General features: G+C 66.8%; 15 protein-coding genes. 9 read left to right on the top strand and 6 right to left on the bottom strand.

The features are described 5' to 3' along the window. Window positions 1–16: 16 nt before the first annotated feature. Window positions 17–739 (bottom strand): DUF4145 domain-containing protein, encoded by a 723-nt coding sequence (locus SK803_RS24955; protein WP_319968512.1) that lies wholly within the window; start codon window positions 737–739, stop codon window positions 17–19. A gap of 539 nt (window positions 740–1,278) precedes the next feature. Here SK803_RS24955 and SK803_RS24950 point away from each other — a divergent pair. Further along, a complete protein-coding gene (locus SK803_RS24950) occupies window positions 1,279–1,608 on the top strand; it encodes a hypothetical protein (protein WP_319968511.1) in 330 nt (109 codons plus the stop codon). Window positions 1,609–1,666: 58 nt separating this feature from the next. On the opposite strand, the gene SK803_RS24945 is transcribed toward SK803_RS24950, so the two are convergent. Beyond that, window positions 1,667–2,002 carry a hypothetical protein gene (locus tag SK803_RS24945; protein ID WP_319968510.1) on the bottom strand — a complete coding sequence of 112 codons (336 nt, stop codon included), beginning with the start codon at window positions 2,000–2,002 and terminating at the stop codon, window positions 1,667–1,669. A gap of 198 nt (window positions 2,003–2,200) precedes the next feature. Continuing rightward, window positions 2,201–2,608, bottom strand: a complete 408-nt coding sequence (gene sodN, locus SK803_RS24940; RefSeq protein WP_030476597.1) for a superoxide dismutase, Ni — start codon at window positions 2,606–2,608, stop codon at window positions 2,201–2,203. 97 nt (window positions 2,609–2,705) lie between these two features. Here sodN and SK803_RS24935 point away from each other — a divergent pair, with 97 nt between their 5' ends. Next, window positions 2,706–2,987, top strand: a complete 282-nt coding sequence (locus tag SK803_RS24935) for a S24 family peptidase (RefSeq protein ID WP_319968661.1) — start codon at window positions 2,706–2,708, stop codon at window positions 2,985–2,987. Here SK803_RS24935 and SK803_RS24930 read toward each other — a convergent pair. Beyond that, window positions 2,977–3,576: a dTDP-4-dehydrorhamnose 3,5-epimerase family protein gene (locus SK803_RS24930; RefSeq protein WP_319968509.1), complete on the bottom strand. Its 600-nt coding sequence runs from the start codon at window positions 3,574–3,576 to the stop codon at window positions 2,977–2,979. The two genes, SK803_RS24935 and SK803_RS24930, sit on opposite strands and share 11 nt — an antisense overlap. Before the next feature lie 335 nt (window positions 3,577–3,911). Between SK803_RS24930 and SK803_RS24925 the strand changes: the two genes are divergently transcribed. The 3 genes from SK803_RS24925 to SK803_RS24915 all read left to right on the top strand — a co-directional run bounded on the left by SK803_RS24925 (window position 3,912) and on the right by SK803_RS24915 (window position 8,799). Beyond that, entirely contained in the window at window positions 3,912–5,108 is a 1,197-nt protein-coding gene (locus SK803_RS24925; RefSeq protein ID WP_319968508.1) for an NAD(P)-dependent malic enzyme, read from the top strand. 249 nt (window positions 5,109–5,357) lie between these two features. Then, window positions 5,358–8,546, top strand: a complete 3,189-nt coding sequence (locus SK803_RS24920; RefSeq protein WP_319968507.1) for a bifunctional diguanylate cyclase/phosphodiesterase — start codon at window positions 5,358–5,360, stop codon at window positions 8,544–8,546. 106 nt (window positions 8,547–8,652) lie between these two features. After that, window positions 8,653–8,799, top strand: a complete 147-nt coding sequence (locus SK803_RS24915; protein WP_319968506.1) for a hypothetical protein — start codon at window positions 8,653–8,655, stop codon at window positions 8,797–8,799. 333 nt (window positions 8,800–9,132) lie between these two features. Here SK803_RS24915 and SK803_RS24910 read toward each other — a convergent pair whose 3' ends face one another. Together SK803_RS24910 and SK803_RS24905 are read right to left on the bottom strand one after the other, a co-directional pair. Continuing rightward, window positions 9,133–9,399, bottom strand: coding sequence for a hypothetical protein (locus SK803_RS24910; RefSeq protein WP_319968505.1), 267 nt, complete (start codon window positions 9,397–9,399; stop codon window positions 9,133–9,135). Window positions 9,400–9,408: 9 nt separating this feature from the next. Then, a complete protein-coding gene (locus SK803_RS24905; RefSeq protein ID WP_319968504.1) occupies window positions 9,409–10,965 on the bottom strand; it encodes a bis-aminopropyl spermidine synthase family protein in 1,557 nt (518 codons plus the stop codon). Window positions 10,966–11,096: 131 nt separating this feature from the next. On the opposite strand from SK803_RS24905, the gene SK803_RS24900 reads away from it, so the two are divergent. From SK803_RS24900 to SK803_RS24885, 4 genes are read left to right on the top strand one after another with little or no spacing between them, the layout of a single operon-like run. After that, window positions 11,097–12,179: an ABC transporter ATP-binding protein gene (locus SK803_RS24900; RefSeq protein ID WP_319968503.1), complete on the top strand. Its 1,083-nt coding sequence runs from the start codon at window positions 11,097–11,099 to the stop codon at window positions 12,177–12,179. Beyond that, the gene (locus tag SK803_RS24895) at window positions 12,176–12,814 is read left to right on the top strand and encodes an ABC transporter permease (RefSeq protein ID WP_319968502.1); all 639 of its coding nucleotides are present in this window, start codon (window positions 12,176–12,178) and stop codon (window positions 12,812–12,814) included. Before SK803_RS24900 ends, SK803_RS24895 begins: the two co-directional genes overlap by 4 nt. Window positions 12,815–12,818: 4 nt before the next feature. Continuing rightward, on the top strand, window positions 12,819–13,484 hold the full coding sequence (locus SK803_RS24890) for an ABC transporter permease (protein WP_319968501.1): 666 nt from the start codon (window positions 12,819–12,821) through the stop codon (window positions 13,482–13,484). Then, window positions 13,481–14,377 (top strand): ABC transporter substrate-binding protein, encoded by an 897-nt coding sequence (locus tag SK803_RS24885; RefSeq protein ID WP_319968500.1) that lies wholly within the window; start codon window positions 13,481–13,483, stop codon window positions 14,375–14,377. The genes SK803_RS24890 and SK803_RS24885 overlap by 4 nt, the downstream gene beginning before the upstream one ends. The last annotated feature ends 18 nt before the right edge of the window (window positions 14,378–14,395 follow it).

Genomic DNA, 14,395 nt, shown 5'->3' with positions numbered 1-14,395 from the left:
AGCTTTGAACGGGTCGTCAGTTGTCGGTCGGCTGGACCTGTGGTCCTTTGGCCTTGCTAGGCGGCAGCGCGCTCCAGTGCCGATCGACCGCAGCAGGGCGCGTGATCAGCTCATCAACCAGACGGTTGGCAGCGTCTAGGAGCATTTCGACCAGCTCTGGCCCGTGCTCCGCATCCAGGGCTGTAATCACAATGGCATCAGGGCTGTCATCGATGTGAACGGCGCCGTTGCCCGCAATCCGAACGATGTGCAGCAACTTCAGCAGCGACGAGCTCACTTGGCAGGAAACCCGGTCGATCCGTTGCTCAAGGGTGGCCCTTGACGGGGCATCAGGATCGACGGTCCTGAGCAAACGCTCGACAACAACTCTGGCGAACGCTGTGCCGGCGCGCAGAGATTTTGAGGCCACAGCGGCAGCCTCTTCGTAAAGAGCGCGCACTTCGACGGGCATGTCGGGATGGGCGCTCGATCCCATGGTGTCAACCGGAAAGATCATCCGATCCCTCCGCCAGATCGAGTGATCGCCACAGTGCTGGCAGGTGGCGATGCGGAGCGTGGCGCGTCCCAGCCACTTGCCCGGTACCCGTTCGACCTCTACTGGAACACCTGGGCCTAGACGTGTTTCCTTGAGCAAGGCTGCCCACGTCTGCTTAGCGAAGACACCGCACGACGGGCAGTGGAACGCCGGCTTGTCTACTTGCGCCGTGCGCTCCGGCGCAGTCGTGGATTCCATGGACATAGTACTGACGCTAGCCCTCTTGGAAGGTGCGAGCGAGTGAAAATGGTTCGGACGCTTGCCATCGCCGAGGTTCGTTTCCGTGCGCCGCCGGACGGTTTACGGCTGCGTCACGAGCGCGGGCATGTACATATGCCGCAGAACAAGATCAACCGACTCGACCCTCATCAAGACACCAGCTGACACTGACTGGCTGCCGTTGTCATGCTTCACGGGACGGAGAAGGCTATGTAGTGATCACCAGGGCTTTTGACCTGCATGAGCACTCCGCCTAGATCATCACGGATGGCCTGTCGATGATCATCTCGTCTGCGGAGACATGCTCTGCTGCGTGTCTGTGCCGGCCAATGCGTAACGGCAGCGTCGTCCAACGCGACCTCGGAGGCAGTCGTGAGAGGTGGCTGTAGGTGAGCGAGGAACGCATCCTGTGCAAGCACTGTCGAACTTGGAATCGTCTGACTCGTCCAGGGAACGTCGGATTTCGATGTGGTCGGTGCCGGGCAGACCTGCCTACTCCTCACATCATTCGGTATCTGGAGAAGGTGCGGGACGAGCTGGTCCGGATAGCCAACGAGTACAGGTGGTTCGACCGCCCGAGCAGGCATGAACAGCTAGCTCGTGAACTGCGGAAGCAGGAGGCGATCGTTGCGAACCTTGCAGCAGTCAACGGCTACAAGACCACTCGCTCCGCATCCCTCGACCTCGTTGTGGACATCGAGGTGCACATTTGGGACCTTCAGAGGAAGCTGAGCAGCAGTGTCTTTAAGGCCGCACAAGCTGTCCTGAGAACACTGCTGGAGACCCTGCTCAGGATGAAGATCGGGGGACAGCAGGCCCTGCCACCAGGCAGATCCAGCTCATCGATTCACTGATCCTCATCGGCGGCGCACGCTGTCCTTGTGTTGGTGATGTCCTCGGACAGTTGCAAGCTCAGCGATTCGGCGGCTGCTGCAACGGGTTCTGGTCAAGCTTCAGGCGCCTCAAGAGTTCAATCGACTCTGGCTGCGCTTTGGTGCCGCGGGCTGCTTCGAGGAGGCCGACCAGCGACAAGAGCGCGTAGTGGTTGAGGTGGAACAGATGCCGCATGAGGTCCGGTGCAGATGGGCCATCGATCCGTACGCATTCGCCTCTTTGCAACCGGTCATCAACGAGCGCGGGTTGTCCGTCCAGCTCGGCGACTGTGAACCGTGTAGAGGTGTTGGCGAGCTTGCGCAGTAGGTCCACCTGAGCGTCGAAATGCGCTGCCTGCTGCCATGTCATCCGCACCCGAACACCATCGCACATGCGTTCGAATGGACGTCAATGTTCGTTCAGGTATGAACGGTCGCAGCGGCCTGGCGGACTCGTCCAAAGTGGACTAGCTTGGGCCGTCCTGGGGCCGTGAAGCAACGCCAAGAGACGACAAACGACGCTGACCGACGAACAAAGTTTTCGCTGGTCAGCGTCGTTTGCGAGGCTCTGAGCTCAGCCCTGCTTGGTCTCCCAGAAGATCTTGTCAATCTGCGCGATCAGGTCCAGCAGGGCCTGACCCGACGCGGGGTCCATCGAACCCTTGGTGCCCGACGCACCCGCGGCCTTGGTGGCGCGGTTGAACAGGTCGTGCAGCTCGGGGTACTTCTCGAAGTGCGGCGGCTTGAAGTAGTCCGTCCACAGCACCCACAGGTGGTGCTTGACGAGCTCGCTGCGCTGTTCCTTGATCAGGACGGCGCGCTCCCGGAACTCCGGGTCCTCGTTGGCCTGGTACTTCTCCTGGACCGCCTTGACGGACTCGGCCTCGATGCGGGCCTGTGCGGGGTCGTAGACGCCGCAGGGCAGGTCGCAGTGCGCGGTGGCTTCGACGCGCGGGCGGAGAATGCGCGACACGAGTCGCATCGTTCCTCCCAGAATGAAAAGACAGTGGATGCTCCGACAGGTAAGAACCCTACTCCGGCTGACCGAAGGGTGATCGTTGAGACCGCGTCTTTCCACCGTGCTCGTGCGGGGGCCCTCGATGGCGCCTGCTCTTCGCGACGAGGACATCGTGCTGGTCAGGTGGGGTGTGCGGCCCAAAGTTGGTCAGGTGGTGCTCGTCAGGTGGGCCGGCAGGCCGGGTCAACTGTCGGTCAAGCGTGCCTCCCACGAAGTGGACGGAGGGTGGCACGTGGTGGGAGACAACCCGTACGCGAGCACGGACTCCGAACACCTCGGACCTGCGGAGGTGCTCGGAGTCGTCAAAGCTCGACTATGGCCGAGGCCGCGGTTCAGACTTTGAGGGACGCGTACAGCGCCACGCAGTCGTCGTAGCGCGGCAGCACGCCCGCTTCGTAGGCCTCGGCCAGGGTGGGGGCGGAGGTGTCCTTCTCCGACAGCAGGAATTCGAGCTCGCGCGGCCACGGGAGGTCCAACGCGGGGTCTAGCGGGGTCAGGCCGTGTTCGCCGGACGGGTTGTAGACGGTGGAGCAGAGGTAGTTCATGGTCGTGTCGTCTTCCAGCGCGATCATCGCGTGGCCCAGGCCTTCGGCCAGGTAGACGGCGTTGCACTTGGTGGAGGACACGTGCACGGCCTCCCACTGGCCGAACGTGGGGGAGCCGACGCGGATGTCGATGATCATGTCGATGAACGAGCCGCGCGGGCAGAACACGTACTTGGCCTGGGACGGCGGGACGTCCGCGTAGTGGATGCCGCGGATGGTGCCCGCCCGGGAGACGCTGTGGTTGGTCTGGGCTACTCGGAGCGGGTGTCCGACGGCCTCGATGAAGGCAGCCTCCTGGTACGGCGAGACGAACACGCCGCGGTCGTCGGGAAATGTCCGAGGAGTGAACTCGAACGCGCCGTCAATTTTCAGCGAACTCGCCTGCATGCCGTCACTCTAAGGCGTCAAAGTTTCTTGACCGATCGGGTGCTTCCTGCCTGCATAAACCGACCGGTCGGTGCAGAAAACCGGACGGACGTCTTGCTACATGCCCTCTGACCTGCGGAAAAAGTGTGATCCCCGCCGCAGACAGCGGACCGCGACCCTGCCACACTTCCGTCACCCGCAGCACTCGGGCGCTTCTCCGACGCAAAACTCGTCGGCGAAGTCGACCGAGTTTCAAGGCCCCGTGTACCCGGCGTGACAACGCTGGGCCGGTGCGCCGTTTGGTGATGAGCCCATGTCCGGGGCTACTACGCCGCCCGCACCGCAGGAGGGACGCCGTGACAGCAGTGAACGAAGCCCGTACCGAGAACTCCGATCCGACGCAGCTGACGGACGAGGAGATCTTCAACGCGCACCTGGGCGGGAAGCTCGAGGTCGGCGCGACCGCCTCGCTCGCTGACCCGAAAGCGCTGTCCATCGCGTACACCCCTGGTGTCGCACGAGTGAGCAAGGCCATCGCGGCGGACGCCAGCCTCGCCGCGAAGTACACCTGGGCGCACCGCCTGGTCGTCGTCGTCAGCGACGGCACCGCGGTGCTCGGCCTCGGTGACATCGGCCCCAGCGCGTCGCTGCCCGTCATGGAAGGCAAGTCCGCGCTGTTCAAGACGTTCGGCGGCCTCGACTCCATCCCGCTCGTGCTCAACACGACGGACGTGGACGAGATCGTCGAGACGCTCGTCCGGCTGCGCCCGTCGTTCGGCGCGGTGAACCTCGAGGACGTCTCCGCGCCGCGCTGCTTCGAGCTGGAGCAGAAGCTGATCGAGGCGCTCGACTGCCCGGTCATGCACGACGACCAGCACGGCACTGCGGTCGTGTCGCTCGCCGCCCTCAACGGCGCGAACACGGTGCTCAGCAAGAACATCGGCGACCAGCGGGTGGTCATCTCCGGTGCGGGCGCCGCGGGCATCGCGATCGCCAAGATCCTGATCGCCGCCGGTGCCGGTGACATCACGCTGCTCGACTCGCGCGGCATCGTCCGCACCGGTCGCGCCGGCCTGAACCCGGTCAAGGAACAGATCGCGGCGGTCACCAACAAGAGCAACCTCGACGGCGGCATCGACGTGGCTCTGCGCGGCGCGGACGTCTTCATCGGCGTGTCGTCGTCGCAGGTGTCCGAGGACCTGATCGCGAGCATGGCGAACGACTCGATCGTGTTCGCGCTGTCCAACCCGGACCCCGAGGTGCACCCGGAGGTCGCCGCCCGGCACGCCGCGATCGTGGCCACCGGCCGCAGCGACTTCCCGAACCAGATCAACAACGTGCTCGCGTTCCCCGGCATTTTCCGCGGGGCGCTGGATGCGGGTGCGCGACGGATCACCGAGGGCATGAAGCTCGCCGCCGCGGACGCAATTCTGGCGGTCGCGAAAGATGATTTGGGTCCAGACCGAATTGTTCCGTCCGCGTTGGACCCGCGCGTCGGTCCCGAGGTTGCCGCAGCTGTGGCGGTTGCCGCCAAGGCCGACGGTGTCGCCTGATCAACGCACCTGATCACACGCCTGATCCCGCCGTTCATTTGCCACCCTTTTGCAAGTTCACGGAGACCGGAACCACGAACGTGGCTTTTCGTTAACCCGTGCAGGGGTGGGCGATGACGCTCTGAAGCGCTACCGTCCCTCTCCTCGGGTGTTCACCCGAGGAGAGGGTTCGTGTTTGCCGCCGTTCGGGTGCCGTTGTCGTGCCCACCCGAATTGCCGCGGGCGGCGGATACGGGAGAGGGTGGGCCGGTGCCCAAGTGGGTGGGACGCGCGACGGTGGTGAACGGCCGTGCACGGACGGCTGTGCCGAACACGTCACCGACGACTGGAAAGCCTTCGGTGACGCTGGACGGGCTGACCTTGCCCGACGCGCCGTCGTTGCTCGTGGACATCAAGGGCGTCGTCATGCAGGCGAACCCGGCCGCCGTGGAGCTCGCCGGCGCGCAGGGAGCCGACGACCTCGTCGGGCGCCCGCTCGGCGAACTGCTCCTCGGCAACCAGTCCGACCTGCGCCTGTCGCGCTGTGACGGCAGCGAACTGCCGGTCCGCGTGGCGCGGCACGCCGTTCCCGGAACTGGCCTGCAGGCCGTCCTCCTGATCGACGTCTCCGATCTCTCCACCGCCGCGGACGCGTTGCGCGACGAACAGCGCCGGCTGCGCAAGGTCCAGCGGGTCGCCGAGCTGGGCTCGTGGGAGTTCGACCCGGAGACCGGCCTGACCGTCTGGTCGGACACGCACTACGAACTCCTCGGCGTCGAACGCGGCGCCGTCGTGCCTGGTGCGCAGGCCGTTCTCGACGTCGTGCACCCGGACGACTACAACATGGTCGCGACGTACTGGCAGGGCCGGGAGATCACCGGCGACCCGATCGACATCGAGTACCGGATCGTGCGCCCGGACGGCCAGCTGCGGTGGATCCGCGGTGTCGCCGAGGCGAGGCTGACCGACGCGGGTCAGCTGGACAAGATCACCGGCTACATCCGCGACATCACCGAGGCCAAGCGCGCGGCCACGGAGCTCGCGCAGGAACGGGCGCGGCTGCTGGAGGCGCAGCGCATCGCGCGCATCGGCAGCTGGGCGTACGAGACCGGCACACGGGCGGTCCACCGCAGCGAAGTGCTGATGGAGATGTTCGCCGAGCTCGGCATGACGCCGGACGAGGACCTGCTCAGCGGCGTGCACCCGGACGACCGCGAGGCCGTGACGGCGTTGCGGCACCAGCTGCTGCACACCTCCGACGACGCACCGGTCGAGGTGGAGGTCCGCAGCGAGGTCGGCGAGCGGGTCTACATGTGCCGGGCCCGCGCGGAGATCGCGCCGTCCGGCCGCATCGAGCGCTACCACGGCACCATCCAGGACGTCACCGAAGCCCGTGCCCTGGAACGTCAGATGCGGGAGGACCGCAGACGGCTGGCGGACGCGCAGCAGGCCGCGCGCCTCGGCATGTGGGAGTGGAACCCCGGCACCGGCGAGGTCGTGTGGTCGGACATGCTGCGCGAGCTCTACGGCATCCCCGCGGACATCGCCGGCAACTACCAGTACTACCTCGGCCTGGTGCACCCGGAAGACCGGTCGTGGGTGGACGACCTGTGGCGCCAGCTGGCCGTCGACGAGATCGCCGTGCAGTGTGAGCACCGCGTGGTGCGTCCGGACGGCTCGCTGCGCATCTTCCGCTGCCACGGCATGATCGTGCACGGCCCGCACGGCAAGCAGCTCGCCGTCGGCACCGCCCAGGACGTCACCGAACAACGCGCCGCCGAGGCACGCATGAAGCGTTCCTCGCAGCGCTTCACCGACCTGGTGTCGGTCACGCCCGTCGGCATCGGTCTGTTCGACGAGGCCGAACGCCTAGTGGACGCCAACGACGCGTTGTGCGACCTGCTCGGCATGGAACTGGAGCAGCTCCGCGGCATGACCGCCGAGCAGCTCACCCACCCCGAGGACACCTCGCCCGGCCTGCAGTGGGCCGCCGAACGCACGCAGAAGATCCCGCAGCGCATCCTCGTGCGCCCCGACGGCGAAAAGGTCTACTGCGAGCTGCACATCGCGCTGTCCGTGCAGGACGACGGCCGCCGCTTCTGGCTGATCGTGTTCCTGGACATCACCGAACGCCGCCGCGCCGCCGAGGCCCTGCGCCACCAGGCCACTCACGACGAGCTGACCGGCCTCCCGAACCGCGCGCTGGTGAAGGAGATCCTCAGCAAGGTGCTGGACGGTCCCGGCCGGTCCAAGGTCGCGGTCCTCTTCTGCGACATCGACAACTTCAAGCGCGTCAACGACTCCCTCGGCCACGACGCCGGCGACGAGCTGCTCGTGGCGCTGGCCAGACGGCTGGAGGGCGGCCTGCCGGAGGGCTGCACCGCGGCCCGGCTGTCCGGCGACGAGTACGTGATCATCTCCGAGGACATCGACTCGGTCGGCGGCGTCGACGCGTTGGCGACTCGGGTCGCGTCGTTGCTGAGGACCGCCGTGCCGGTGCACGGCCAGCTGGTCCGGGTCTCCGCATCGATCGGCGCCGCCGTGCCGAACGGCTCGCGTGCGAACGGCGCCGACCTGCTGCGGTTCGCCGACGCCGCGATGTTCGAGGCCAAGCGCAACGGTGCCGGACGCGTGTCGCTGGCGTCGGCCGCGTTGATCGCCTCCGCGGACCGCCAGGTGCACCTCGAAGGCCAGTTGCGCGACGCCATTCAGCACGACGGCCTGGCGTTGCACTACCAGCCGGTGGTGGGCGTCGACGGCGCTGTCCTGACCGCGGAGGCCCTGGTGCGCTGGCCGCACCCCGACCGCGGCCTGCTGCCGCCGGACGTGTTCCTGCCGGTCGCCGAGCAGGGCGACCTGATGCGCGAACTCGACCGCTGGGTGCTGCGAACCGCGTTGCGCGAGGCCGCGACCTGGCCGGCGCCCGACGGCCGGCCGGTGTCGGTGGCGGTGAACCTGGCCGGGTTGGTGCCGGGCGATCCGGAGTTCGTCGACATCGTGTCGACCGCGATCATGGAGTCCGGCGTCCCGTGGGAACGGGTGGTGCTGGAACTGGTCGAGACCGCGTTCGTCGACCTGCCCTCGCGCGTGCGGCAGTCGATGGACGAACTGGTGAAGCGCGGCGTGCAGTTCGCCGTCGACGACTTCGGCACCGGCTACTCGTCGCTGGCCCGCCTGAAGGACCTGCCGGCGCAGATCATCAAGGTGGACCGGCGCTTCGTTTCCGGCGTGGGCAACGACTCCTCGGACTTCGCCGTCGCACGGGCCGTGGTGGACATGGCCCGCGCGATGGGGCGCAAGTGCGTGGCCGAGGGTGTGGAGACGGCCACGCAGTTCCACGTTCTGCGCGGGGTCGGCGTGGACGCGTACCAGGGCTGGTTGTTCTCGCGTCCGGTGCCGCCCAAGGAGTTCCGCGCGGTGCTGGCCCTCGGTCCCCTGCACATCCCGAGGGCGGGTTAGGTCCTCGTGGGCCGCCAGGATTTCGCGATAGGTCATCTCGCGGTGGGTGACCTTGATCTCCAGGCTGGTGCGCATGGTGAACGGCGCCGAGTTCGGTGAGTAGGCCGTGCAGTCGAGCGTGATCATCGACGGCTTGGCGACGTTCACCCAGAACTCGTTCTTGGAGAAGACGGTTCTGGTGGCGTGGACGACCGGGACCTCGAGCTCCATTCGCCAGCTGCTCGGACCTTCCTGCTGCTGGATGCGGCTGTGAGTCGCTATGTCCTGTCCGACGAAATAGGTCGTGACTTGGCTGAAGTAGCCGCCCGTCTCGGTGGTGGGCGAAGCCAGCTTCGGTTCCTCGGCGACGAGCTGGGCATCGCCCGTGGTCGAGGTGACGATGAGTTCGAGGAACAGGTTCTGCAGTCCTTGGACCGCGGGGTTCACCGATGCCAGGCGGAACGCGCAGTGAGCGTTGCGTTCCAGGTAGTTCCGCACGACTTCGCGGTAGTAGTCCGGATTTGGCCTACTGGAACTGACGATGCTGATCCCGTTGCCCGCCTCGCCGACGCGCTGGACCTCCTCGGCTGTCCCGCTCGCCGCGACGTCAGTCGGTGTGCCCATCCGCGTCCAGAAGACGCCGACCGCCATGTCGCACTGGTCGACGACCTGGCGGTTTGATGACGACCTGCGGACGTTCGTTCAGCTCCGGCGCGGAGTGCGTCTCCCAGCGCAACGGCAGCAGCACGATGCTCTTCTCGCGGGAGTTGAGGTAGTTCCACTCGTGGATGACCTCGGTGATCGTGTCCCGCTCCGCCTGCACGTCACCAGGAGAGGCAATCAGGATCTGGAAGACACGCGCGTCGAAAGGCACCGAGCAAGGCTAGGCGTTCGGCGTCGGCGCTTCCAGGTACCTGGCGCTCTCGCCCGCCGCCTTCAGCACCGCGGCCACCCGATGCTTCGGCAGATCGATCAACCGCAGCTCCAGGTCGTCCTCGGCGATCCCAGCGGAGTCGACGATCTCCCGAGCCTGGTTCTTCGTCAGCAAACCCGAAGATCCGCTGATCAACGCCTCGCGCCACACGTTGCGCAACTTCCCGTGCGCCTTCATCAGGATCTCGCGCGCCACCCGCTCGCCGACCGACAGCGTCCCGGCCAGAACCTGATCGGCGACGACGATCGTGGTCTTGCCATCTGGGTTGTTGCGCAGGAATTTCAACTTGAACCGGGTCTTCACCAGTTCCTGGAGTTCCTTCTGCCCTGCCTCGGAGGACACGGCCGGGTGGTTGTTCGGCACCAGGCACGCCAGCCGCGCCGGGGAGGAAGCCAGCAACGTCCGCAGCAACCACGGTCCCGGATCCGCCGACAGGTCGACGGCCAGGGAAGCCGCACCCTTGCCGACGGGCTCGGCCCACCCCGCGGAACGGGGCTTCGGCGGCGGCGAGGACTCGGGCCGGGGAGCCAGGTCGGAGAGAGCGGCCAGCGCTTCCTGCGACGGACCAGAAGACTCCACGGACTGCGCGCCGTGCGTGTAGATCCGGGTGCCGCCGGACACCGCGCGCCGCCCGGTCGGCCGGCAGACGTACAGATCGGCGGCGGAACCGATGGCCTGGGCGCCGTCGAACCGGTGGAACGCGGGCAGGATGGCCTCGAACACCAGGCCGAGCTTCTGCAGTTCCTGCTGCACCTTCAAGCCCAGGGCGGGCGTCCGGTCGGAGAACCCGTAGGCGAGCAACAACCGGCCCGCGGAGATGTCCTCCAACGCCTCGATCGCGCGGCCGGCGAAGAGGCCCATGCCCTCCGGCGTGTACGGCGGGTCGCTGAAAACGAGATCGAAGGATTCGAGGACCGACGTGGGCAGGCCGAAACGCATGTCGCAGTGCAACGTCCGGATGTCGAGTCCACGCGCGGCGGCACGTGAGTCGATGAACTCCAGCAGGCGCTCGTCGAGATCCACGACCGTGATCGACACGTGCGGGTTGACCGCGGCGACGGCCAGCGAGGTCAGGTCGTGGTCGCCGAGGCACAGCAAACGCCTGCCCGCGAGGTCGTAGCCGGAATCCAGCCACACCGCGCGATTCAGGGCTGTCTCCGCGGTCGCCTGCACGTGGTCCAACGAGGACAACGGCGGCGGGACGTCCGCGATGTCCACGAGGATCTGGCGCAGCACGTCCGTGTGATCGCGGACGCCCGACACGCCAAAAGCGCTGCGGTACGAGGCGACCAGACCGGGCGCGATGCGGTAACGATCGTTTGAAGATTCGATGTCGTCGCCAAGGGCTTTCAGCAGGTCCTGGACGGTGCGGCGGGGCACAGCGGGCAGGCGCACGAGTTCGGCCAGCGGGTGCCAGTCGTCGCTGAGCAGGGACAACACTTCGCGGAGCTTGCGGGCGTGTACTCCGCGCTCCGTCACCAACTGGCGAACCTGGTCGATCGTCACAAGCGGTAAACCATACGGCCCGTCACATAGTGGAATGCTGTGCCGGGGTACGCCGAACGAGTTAAGGTCACAGGGATCTGCATCCAGGGCGGCCCAATCGGGGTGGCCGTCACGACCGGAGGGATCTTCGGGTGATCGAGTTCCGGGCCGTCACCAAGCGGTTCGAGGACGGGACCATCGCTGTCGACGAACTCGACCTCACGGTCGAGGCGGGCACCATCACGGTGTTCGTGGGTCCTTCCGGCTGCGGCAAGACGACGTCGCTGCGCATGGTCAACCGCATGATCGACCCGACGTCGGGCACGATCCTCGTTGACGGCAAGGACGTCCTGACCGTTGATCCGCCGACGCTGCGGCGCGGCATCGGCTACGTGATCCAGCAGGCGGGGCTCTTCCCGCACAGGACGGTGCTGGACAACGTCGCGACGGTGCCACTGCTGTCCGGTTGGGACAGACGAAAGGCCCGCACTCGTGCCGCGGAGCTGCTGGAGATCGTCGGGCTCGACCCGGCGTTCGGCAAGCGCTACCCGGCTCAGCTCTCCGGCGGTCAGCAGCAGCGCGTGGGCGTAGCCCGTGCGCTCGCGGCCGACCCGCCGGTGTTGTTGATGGACGAACCGTTCAGCGCGGTCGACCCGGTCGTGCGCGAGGACCTGCAGAACGAACTCCTTCGCCTGCAAGCGGAACTCGACAAGACGATCGTGTTCGTTACGCACGACATCGACGAGGCTTTGAAACTCGGCGAGCGCGTCGCGGTGTTCCAGACGGGCGGCCACCTCGCCCAGTACGCGCGGCCGACCGAATTGCTGGCCGCGCCCGCCAACGACTTCGTGGCCTCGTTCGTCGGCAGGGACCGCGGCTACCGCACGCTGACGTTCCTGCACGCAGATGTGCCCGTGCACCCCATCACCACGGCCAAGCTCGGCGAGCGCATCACCGTCGCGGACTGGACGCTCGTCGTCGACGACGAGAACCGGCCGAAGGGCTGGCTGTCCGGAGTGGACGGTGAGGTCGAGGTCAGCGACCAGCACCTGATCTCCGGTGGCTCGCTCTACGACGGCAGCACGTTGCGCGGCGCGCTCGACGCTGCGCTCAGCTCGCCTTCCGCGCTCGGCGTGGTCGTCGACGACGCCGGCGCGGTGACCGGCGTGGTGAAGGCCGACGACGTGATCAAGGCACTCGCGAAGGCCCGCGCGGCGGGTGAGGTCCCGAAGTGACCTGGATTTTCGAGAACTGGGAAAGGTTCTGGGAAGTCACCGAGGTGCACCTCCGGCTCTCCGTCGTGCCGGTGCTGATCGGGTTCGTGCTGTCCATCCCGCTGGGGTGGCTGGCCAGCCGGTCGCAGACAGCGCGCGCGATCCTCTTCCCGCTGGCCAACATCCTGTTCACGATCCCGTCCATCGCGCTGATCGTGATCACCCCGGTGCTGATCGGCGTGAAGATCCTCGACGAGATCAACGTCGTCGTGCCGCTGGTGATCTACACGGTCGCGCTGATGGTCCGCACGGTCGCCGACGCGCTGTCGGCGGTGCCCGGCCACGTGACCGCCGCCGCGAACGCGATGGGGTTCCGGCCGTGGCGCCGGTTCCTGACCGTCGACTTCCCGCTGGCGCTGCCGGTCACCATCGCGGGCCTGCGGGTCGCGACGGTGTCGAACATCAGCATGGTGAGCGTCGGCGCGCTCGTCGGACTCGGCGGCTACGGCCAGCTCTTCACCGAGGGCTACCAGACCGACCACACCGAGAAGGTCCTCGCGGGTCTCATCGGGACGGTCGTGCTGGCGGCGCTCGCGGACGGGTTGCTGTTGCTGATCGGACGTGTGCTCACGCCGTGGGCAAGGGCGGGGAGGTGAGCTGATGGGCGGCTGGCTCTTCGACCCCGCGCACTGGTCCGGCTCGACCGGGATTCCGGTGCGGCTGCTGGAACATCTCGGTTACACCTTGCTGACGCTGCTGATCGCCGCGCTGATCGCGATCCCGCTCGGCGCGTTCGTCGGCCACACCGGCAAGGGCGGGTTCCTGGTCGTCGGACTCTCGAACGTGCTGCGCGCCCTGCCGACCACGGCTGTGCTGATCCTCGTCGTGCTGTGGGCGGGTCTCGGTGACTTCCCGGTGTACGTCGCGCTGGTGCTGCTCGCGATCCCGCCGATCATGGCGGGCACCTACGCGGGCATCCGCGCGGTCGACCCGGTGACGGTCGACGCGGCACGGGGCGTCGGCATGCGCGAGTCGGGTGTGCTGCTCCAGGTGGAGATCCCGAACGCGCTTCCGTTGATCTTCGGCGGTTTCCGCGGCGCCGCGCTGCAGGTCGTCGCGACCGCCACCATCGCCGCCTACACCGGCGCCGGTGGTCTCGGCAGGTTCGTCTTCGACGGCCTCGCCCTGCAGGATTTCGGACAGATGCTCGCCGGCGCGGTGCTCGTGGCACTGCTCGCCGTTCTCGTCGACCTGGGGTTCGCCGGCCTGCAACGGCTGACGGTCTCGCCAGGGCTGCGTCCAGTGGGAACCGGAGGAAAGAGATGAAGCGCATCGCCACGGCTGTCGCTGCCGTGATGCTTCTGTCGGCGTGCGGTGGTGATCCGTTGACGGGCGGCGCCAACAACCCGGCCCCGACGGACACGATCGTTGTGGGGTCCGGGAACTTCCCGGAGTCGCGCCTGCTCGCGGAGATCTACGCGGAAGCCTTGGCGAGCAAGGGCATCAAGGTCTCCAAGAAGCTGAACATCGGCAACCGCGAGCTGTACTTCAAGGGCGTGCAGGACGGCTCGATCGACCTGATCCCCGAGTACAGCGGCGTGCTTCTCAAGCACGTCAACAAGGAGGCGCCCGAGGTCGGCTCCGACGAGGTGTACGAGGCGCTGAAGAAGGCGCTGCCGCAGGGCCTCATCGTGCTCGACAAGTCCTCCGCGGAGGACAAGGACGCGGTCGTCGTCACCAAGCAGATCGCCGCGCAGTACAGCCTCAAGTCGATCGAAGACCTCGTGCCGTACTGCAAGGACTTCGTTTTCGGTGGCCCGCCGGAGTTCCAGAACCGCCCGGACGGCCTGGCCGGTCTGAAGGCCAAGTACGCCTGCGAGTTCAAGGAGTTCAAGGCGCTCGACGTCGGCGGCCCGCTGACCGTCGCCGGCCTGAAGGACAACACGGTGCAGGCGGCCGACCTGTTCACGACGGACTCCGCTATCAAGGCCAACGAGTTCGTGGTGCTGGAAGACCCGAGGAACGTCTTCGCCGCGGAGAACGTGTTGCCGCTCATCAACGAGAAGAAGGCGTCGCAGCAGGTCCGCGACATCCTCAACGCCATCTCGAAGAAGCTCGACACGAAGACCTTGCTGGAGCTGAACCAGAAGCTGGCTTCGCCGGACAAGCCGGAGCCGGAGAAGGTCGCCAAGGAGTGGCTCGCTTCCGCGGGCATCTGACCTGCTTGTGAGAACCGC

This window comes from Lentzea miocenica, from assembly GCF_033949945.1.
Classification (GTDB): domain Bacteria; phylum Actinomycetota; class Actinomycetes; order Mycobacteriales; family Pseudonocardiaceae; genus Lentzea; species Lentzea miocenica.
Note: the sequence above shows the minus strand (reverse complement) of the source record. Positions and strands in the feature narration are given on the sequence as shown.

What these genes read in the sequence shown, in the direction of transcription:
- SK803_RS24885 (WP_319968500.1), top strand. Translation starts at nt 13,481, where the DNA reads ATGAAGCGCATCGCCACGGCTGTCGCTGCCGTGATGCTTCTGTCGGCG.
- SK803_RS24930 (WP_319968509.1), bottom strand. Translation starts at nt 3,576, where the DNA reads ATGCAGGCGAGTTCGCTGAAAATTGACGGCGCGTTCGAGTTCACTCCT.
- SK803_RS24890 (WP_319968501.1), top strand. Translation starts at nt 12,819, where the DNA reads ATGGGCGGCTGGCTCTTCGACCCCGCGCACTGGTCCGGCTCGACCGGG.
- SK803_RS24955 (WP_319968512.1), bottom strand. Translation starts at nt 739, where the DNA reads ATGTCCATGGAATCCACGACTGCGCCGGAGCGCACGGCGCAAGTAGAC.
- sodN (WP_030476597.1), bottom strand. Translation starts at nt 2,608, where the DNA reads ATGCGACTCGTGTCGCGCATTCTCCGCCCGCGCGTCGAAGCCACCGCG.